The sequence below is a fragment of the Bariatricus sp. HCP28S3_D3 genome (assembly GCF_052065755.1).
Classification (GTDB): Bacteria; Bacillota; Clostridia; order Lachnospirales; family Lachnospiraceae; genus Allocoprococcus.
In genome coordinates, this window is record NZ_JBQHTK010000063.1 from 1 (window position 1) to 5,538 (window position 5,538).

Here is a 5,538-nt window from a genome sequence, read left to right on the forward strand (position 1 = left end):
GTTTTAAAAGACATATGCAAACCACCTTTATTTGATAAGATGATTATACCATATGTCTTTCATCAATAATAGTTATTTAATTAGTTGGAAATACCTTTTGACCCCAGCATCGTGGCAAAAGGATCGTCCCCTTAAAATTATTTTTGTCCCGATTTTTTTCCATCTGACTGATTTCTTCATATTTCTCAAGATACTCCCGCATTACAGGATCTGTAGTTTCGCCTTTTTTCTTTTTAGCAGTTTCCGCTTCCAGTTTGTCCATGAACGTATGGATCTCCTCATAAGCCTCTGGTTGGTTTTTCTTTACTGTCAGCACAAAATGTCCTTCCTGTTCATGGATCTGGTCCATGATTGCGGTCTGCGTTCCAATCGCATCAATCGTTATAATACTTCCACTGATATCCAGAAGTTTCAACAATTCAGGAATCACCGCAATCTCATTCGTCTTTGAATCTACAGGAAGCTGTGCAAGCAGCAATCCCCGGACAGTTTCCACGACGTTCAAAATCATTGGAGTTGCCGCACATTTTGTCTTTTCCGTTGCGCCACAGAGTGCTTTCCCGTCAATTGCAAGATGGGTATTCTTCGAGTCCACGATTTCTCCAATCCATTCCATAAAAGCACACAAGGCTAATTCCTCATCAATTCCGCTCAGCATCCGACTAATCGTGGAAGGCGAGGCGATCCCGTATTTCAATTCCATATGTTTCCGCAGCCATTCCAGGTTATGTTTGCACCAGTTAAGACTCCTGCGGATCGTTGTCCTGCCACAAAGAAATTCGATTGTGACACATACCAGCATTTCTGCCAGATTGTGTCTTTTCTCTCTGTTGCATCGATAATCTGGGATCTGCCTGAAATAATGAATCAGTTTTTCTGTCAGAAATGGTTTTTCAGCACATTTCCAGAGCCACCTGTATTTTCTCCAGAAGTTCCTGCTGTTCCTCATTAACTTTTGAAATGATTTCAGTTTTATTCAGACATACTAAATAGATTGTCTCTAACTTATGCAGTTCTTCCAGACCCACGCCCCATTTTTTATATATTCTGCGGGACAAAGACGATATCTGAGCTGCAAACTGATAACGAAAATCCGATTCTTTTTTCATCGTTCGTTTTTTCTGGATATAAGAAGTTGGAGATTGCTTGAAAAGAATAATAGAAAGTACATCTTCCCAATCATCCCCTAATGGTTTTTTCCAGTCATCCGGGCACAATTCCCAGACAGCTTTTGAAAACCCGTATTCCCATACTTCTGCATCTGTTAAAGATACCTTCTTTTTGTTGCTTTGTATTACCCCTTCCGGAGTAATAATGCCGATATAAGTATCGACCGGCTGCGGATATTTTTTCCCTTTTACACGCCGGGATGTTCTTTTATAAAGGTAATAAGAATCCCCCTTTTTTTTCACGGTAGTTCCCTTTACACGGTGTTTTTGAACCCATTCTGGATATTTTTTCTCAGTTACTGGCATAATGTCCTCTCCTTTCCGTATAAGTGGTGCATACCTATACTTTATAGACATCATACCTCTACTTGACCTAAAAGTCGAGGGTTATACACGCTTATGTATAGCATGTATAACCCTCGATGAAATCTGATCTTTTTAGAATTTTAAAATATCTTCATGAAACAACCCTGAAAACATTTATTTATCAAATTAACTGATAAATTGCAAGCGCTAAATTGATTTGCACAACTAATTATAATAGAAATTATATTCAACTATTCTATCTTTTACATTTGCTAATAGTATGCTATACTGAAAATGGATTTCATTTGAGGTGCGGTCGTTCCAATAAAACTGAAAGATTGCCAGATTGAAACGTAATATTCTATTTTACATATATGCTTTATGAGAAAGGATGGTTTTATGGATTGGAAAATGATAGTATTAATTGTTTTGATTATTATTTTCGTTATAGTTCCTGTATTATTTGTTATCATTAAAAATGCAGTGAGAGCAGGAATCTTGGAGGCATATGAAGTTTTTCAAAATGAAGGAGATAGGAATAAGAATATAAATTAAAGTTGAGCGATACCCCAAAAGTGTAGTTGTTAGAGGGTAATTGAGACTAATATGTCCCCCAAATTTTCTCTTGGACACATATTTTGAAGTAAAAAATGGATGCTTCCCTGATTTTACAGGAGGCATTCATTTTATTTACCCTGAATTCTAGAGAAGGAAAGTTGCAAAATACTTTATCAAGTATTCTCTGTATCTGTTTTTAATTTGGAATCGACACGAAATCATATCTAGTATAAGTGATTTATAATATTTTAAATGAAAAGTTAAACTAGGATATGTCTATTGTTCACTTCTACAAAATGTGTAGTTTTACCAAAATCTCTATCTATTATCTTATTAACAATCTTTCCACTCTGCCCTTATAAGAATGATATTCTTTTTTGAACATTTTCCAATTAATCTGGTCTCGTGTATAACAACTGAATTGCATAATGAAAGTAAACGCACCATAGTCGGTACGACTAATTGATTAGCCGCTCCGAAGAGCGGCATTGGTTTTAAAGTTACTTTCTGCATTCCGTTGGCAACTTGTCTGACCAAGGAAGCAAATCTTCACAGAAACTTGTATCATGGTCATCCATGCGCTTTGGAATCTCTGTCAGAAGGTATTCAAAATAATTGTAAGGTTTAAGATTATTAGCCTTTGCAATTTCTGCAATGCTATAAATGATTGCGCTGGCTTCTTCTCCTGCAATGGTATCAATCATAACCCAGTTTTTCCGAATTGAACAAAGTCGCGTCCGGTATATGGGGATTCAATATCTCACATAAAGATTTCATAAAAAATAGAACTGTCAGAAGCCCCCGGATTACGACAGGAGACAACCTTACAGACGACATTCATCAGGTGGGACTGATTTCCAGCAGAAGAATGTCAGCAGAAGAATGTCAGCACAGGAAACCTTGGAAACCAAAAGAAAACACTGGAAAATAGAAACTAGTCTGCACCATGTATTGGATGACCTTTTCAGAGAGGACAGATCTTCGGCAAGAAAAAGCAAGAATAATCTGGATGTTATTAGAAAAATAGCTTATAATCTGCTTCGGATTGCCATCCTTCGAGAAAAAACAGAATCAGGTCCAACTGAAATGCGCGACCAATTCAATGACGACCTGACTCTGATAGAAAAATATGTGTTCAGAGGAATAGCGCACCTCTGATAAATGCATTATAACATACTTAAAAAAAGGTGATACCGACAATAGGGGAATTCTGCGCATTTTTATGTAGAAAAGAAAGGATAAGTGCTTTGAAGAGGTCTGAACTATGCAGATGAGGATTGGCAATAGATTCTGGAAGCATTTGTGAAACACCCCTACTTTGTTGACCTTTTTGCCTTGCCAAAAGTGAAACTCAAAGCTATGCTTTTGCTATATTGCTTGTGATATCAGTATTACGCTTGCTGAACAAACAAGCACAATCTATGAAAAATGTTCATTACCGGATCACCTCATCTCTCACGATTCGTCCGTCTTCCAGCGAAATAATACGATCGGCCTTCTTCTGAAAATTGCAAGTTCTTCTTCTTTCTGGGCGTAAACGTCTGTCTGACCTACGATCACTTTTCTTCATGACTTACAGATGACAATTTTGTCACTTTAGCGAAAAGTGACTGGCATGGCAAAAGGATCGTCTACTTAAACTTTAACATACCTTTGATTTCTGCTATTAGGTTTATCCGGAATTGTCATATGAATAAGATTCATCTCGATTGCTGGACGAAGATAATTTCTGCGGAATCCTTCTTTTGATTTTAATTCCAGTTTTTCCATAAGTGATTTGCTGGTGTATGGAATATCATATTCCATAACATCAAGCATTTTCTTGATATGTTCCGAAAGTTGTTCGTTATCCTCGCTAACCTGCTTAGAAATATCATCCAAAACCTTATCAATTTGCGATAGAATAAACTCAATAAAAATTGTAGATTCACCATTTACATGGCACTTGGCAATTGCATCATAATATTCCTCCTGAAACTTCTCAATTTGACTTTCTATTGGAATATATTCAAATATCGGTTTCCATTTTGTAAGAATAGCAGTATGCCATAATCTTGCCATCCTTCCATTACCATCCGAAAAAGGATGGATAAAAACAAATTCATAATGAAATACGCTACTTAAGATTAAAGGATGAACACTGTATTTTGATTCCTGCATCCATCTAAAAAGATCTTCCATTAACTCTGGAACGAATTGTGCAGGCGGCGCCATAAATATACACTGATCACCACAAAAAACACCTTCTTCTCCTCTACGGAATTCACCGGATTCTTCAACAACATATTTTGTCATAATACCATGAAATTTCTTTAAATCTTTGATACTATATGGATTAATTTTAGAAATTTTATCATAAGCAATGTAAGCATTTTTAATTTCTTGTATTTCTTTTTGCTCTCCTAATACATTCTTACCATTAATAACATCTCTTACCTGTCCTAAAGAAAGCGAATTAGCTTCAATCTTTAAAGAAGCGTGAATAGACTTTATACGATTGTTCTTTCTTAAGTGTGGTTTTGCTCCCAAACTATTGATTGCTGTAATACATCCGATTTTTTCTGAAATGGATGAAACATATGATAATATCTCATTTGTAATTGTAAAAGGCGATTTGTAATTATCCATGAAAATATCTCCATTAACTTACGTATTATCTTGCGTACTTTCTTTCTCCATTATACATCATCTCTCTCGGATTCTTCAATTACATCGGTGTACCTACTTCGATCAAGTTTCCATCCGGATCATAAAAACGGACTACTTTCTGTCCCCAGGCATGTGTCATCAGGCGATTCACATATTTTACAGATGGATAATAATTTTCCAGCTTCTCTACAAAAGCATTTATGTTTTTTTCTTCAAAATATAATTCACATGCATTATTCACTGGGATGACATCTTGTCCTGTGAATTTTTTCCAAGTAGATTCATCCTGAAGTACCAGGCCTTCTGTAAGAATCATATTACCATCATTATCAAGAATAGGTTCGAGACCGAATAATTTGTGATAAAATTCTTTTGAACGTTCGATGTCTTTAACAACGATTAGGATATTTTTTAATTTCATTTTTTCTACACTCCTCTCTGCGGCATTTCCAGTTAACATAACATTTTATTATATTACTATACTTTAACAAAATATAGCAAGAATTCTCCCACCTCTTTAGGTGGCGAGATGAATTGCAAAAAATATGAGAGAACACTTGTTCTAATGCGCCGGATGTGGTATAATATAATCAGTCGAATAAAAGAGTGGATTGATTATAATATGGATTTGGATAATAATGCACATTCAGTATTTTTGTTATATTGTCATTTGATTATGATTGTGAAATATCGCCGGAAAGTGATAGATGATGTAATATCAAACAGAGCGAAAGAAATATTTGAGTATATTGAAAGCCAGGGTGAAAAGTAATTTGAACAAAGCGTATAAATTCCGGATTTACCCGGATAAAAAACAGGAAGAACTTCTTGCTAAAACATTTGGATGCTGCCGTTT

Annotated in this window: 7 protein-coding genes and 2 pseudogenes; 4 read left to right on the forward strand and 5 right to left on the reverse strand. The window is 35.7% G+C overall.

Annotated elements, in window-relative coordinates; genetic code table 11:
* Nucleotides 1–76 precede the first annotated feature (76 nt).
* The gene (locus ACTNB3_RS17530) at nt 77–949 is read right to left on the reverse strand and encodes an ISAs1 family transposase (protein WP_441027238.1); all 873 of its coding nucleotides are present in this window, start codon (nt 947–949) and stop codon (nt 77–79) included.
* Nucleotides 894–1,475: a hypothetical protein gene (locus tag ACTNB3_RS17535; protein WP_427820752.1), complete on the reverse strand. Its 582-nt coding sequence runs from the start codon at nt 1,473–1,475 to the stop codon at nt 894–896. Before ACTNB3_RS17535 ends, ACTNB3_RS17530 begins: the two co-directional genes overlap by 56 nt.
* 399 nt (nt 1,476–1,874) lie before the next feature.
* On the opposite strand from ACTNB3_RS17535, the gene ACTNB3_RS17540 reads away from it, so the two are divergent.
* The gene (locus tag ACTNB3_RS17540) at nt 1,875–2,030 is read left to right on the forward strand and encodes a hypothetical protein (protein WP_427820753.1); all 156 of its coding nucleotides are present in this window, start codon (nt 1,875–1,877) and stop codon (nt 2,028–2,030) included.
* 503 nt (nt 2,031–2,533) lie between these two features.
* On the opposite strand, the pseudogene ACTNB3_RS17545 reads toward ACTNB3_RS17540, so the two are convergent.
* A pseudogene (locus ACTNB3_RS17545) lies at nt 2,534–2,761 on the reverse strand (transposase domain-containing protein); the annotation flags it as partial.
* 154 nt (nt 2,762–2,915) lie between these two features.
* Between ACTNB3_RS17545 and ACTNB3_RS17550 the strand changes: the two are divergent.
* Nucleotides 2,916–3,191, forward strand: a complete 276-nt coding sequence (locus ACTNB3_RS17550) for a hypothetical protein (protein ID WP_441027241.1) — start codon at nt 2,916–2,918, stop codon at nt 3,189–3,191.
* A 477-nt stretch (nt 3,192–3,668) separates the two neighbouring features.
* Here ACTNB3_RS17550 and ACTNB3_RS17555 read toward each other — a convergent pair whose 3' ends face one another.
* Together ACTNB3_RS17555 and ACTNB3_RS17560 are read right to left on the reverse strand one after the other, a co-directional pair.
* Entirely contained in the window at nt 3,669–4,661 is a 993-nt protein-coding gene (locus ACTNB3_RS17555; RefSeq protein WP_441027243.1) for a Fic family protein, read from the reverse strand.
* 79 nt (nt 4,662–4,740) lie between these two features.
* Nucleotides 4,741–5,103 (reverse strand): VOC family protein, encoded by a 363-nt coding sequence (locus ACTNB3_RS17560; RefSeq protein WP_441027245.1) that lies wholly within the window; start codon nt 5,101–5,103, stop codon nt 4,741–4,743.
* 201 nt (nt 5,104–5,304) lie between these two features.
* Here ACTNB3_RS17560 and ACTNB3_RS17565 point away from each other — a divergent pair.
* Together ACTNB3_RS17565 and ACTNB3_RS17570 are read left to right on the forward strand one after the other, a co-directional pair.
* Nucleotides 5,305–5,433: pseudogene (locus tag ACTNB3_RS17565) on the forward strand (transposase); the annotation flags it as partial.
* A 10-nt stretch (nt 5,434–5,443) separates the two neighbouring features.
* A partial coding sequence (locus ACTNB3_RS17570; protein WP_441027247.1) for a helix-turn-helix domain-containing protein occupies nt 5,444–5,538 on the forward strand: 95 nt, incomplete at its 3' end.

What these genes read in the sequence shown, in the direction of transcription:
- ACTNB3_RS17530 (WP_441027238.1), bottom strand. Translation starts at nt 949, where the DNA reads ATGAGGAACAGCAGGAACTTCTGGAGAAAATACAGGTGGCTCTGGAAA.
- ACTNB3_RS17535 (WP_427820752.1), bottom strand. Translation starts at nt 1,475, where the DNA reads ATGCCAGTAACTGAGAAAAAATATCCAGAATGGGTTCAAAAACACCGT.
- ACTNB3_RS17540 (WP_427820753.1), top strand. Translation starts at nt 1,875, where the DNA reads ATGGATTGGAAAATGATAGTATTAATTGTTTTGATTATTATTTTCGTT.
- ACTNB3_RS17550 (WP_441027241.1), top strand. Translation starts at nt 2,916, where the DNA reads ATGTCAGCACAGGAAACCTTGGAAACCAAAAGAAAACACTGGAAAATA.
- ACTNB3_RS17555 (WP_441027243.1), bottom strand. Translation starts at nt 4,661, where the DNA reads ATGGATAATTACAAATCGCCTTTTACAATTACAAATGAGATATTATCA.
- ACTNB3_RS17560 (WP_441027245.1), bottom strand. Translation starts at nt 5,103, where the DNA reads ATGAAATTAAAAAATATCCTAATCGTTGTTAAAGACATCGAACGTTCA.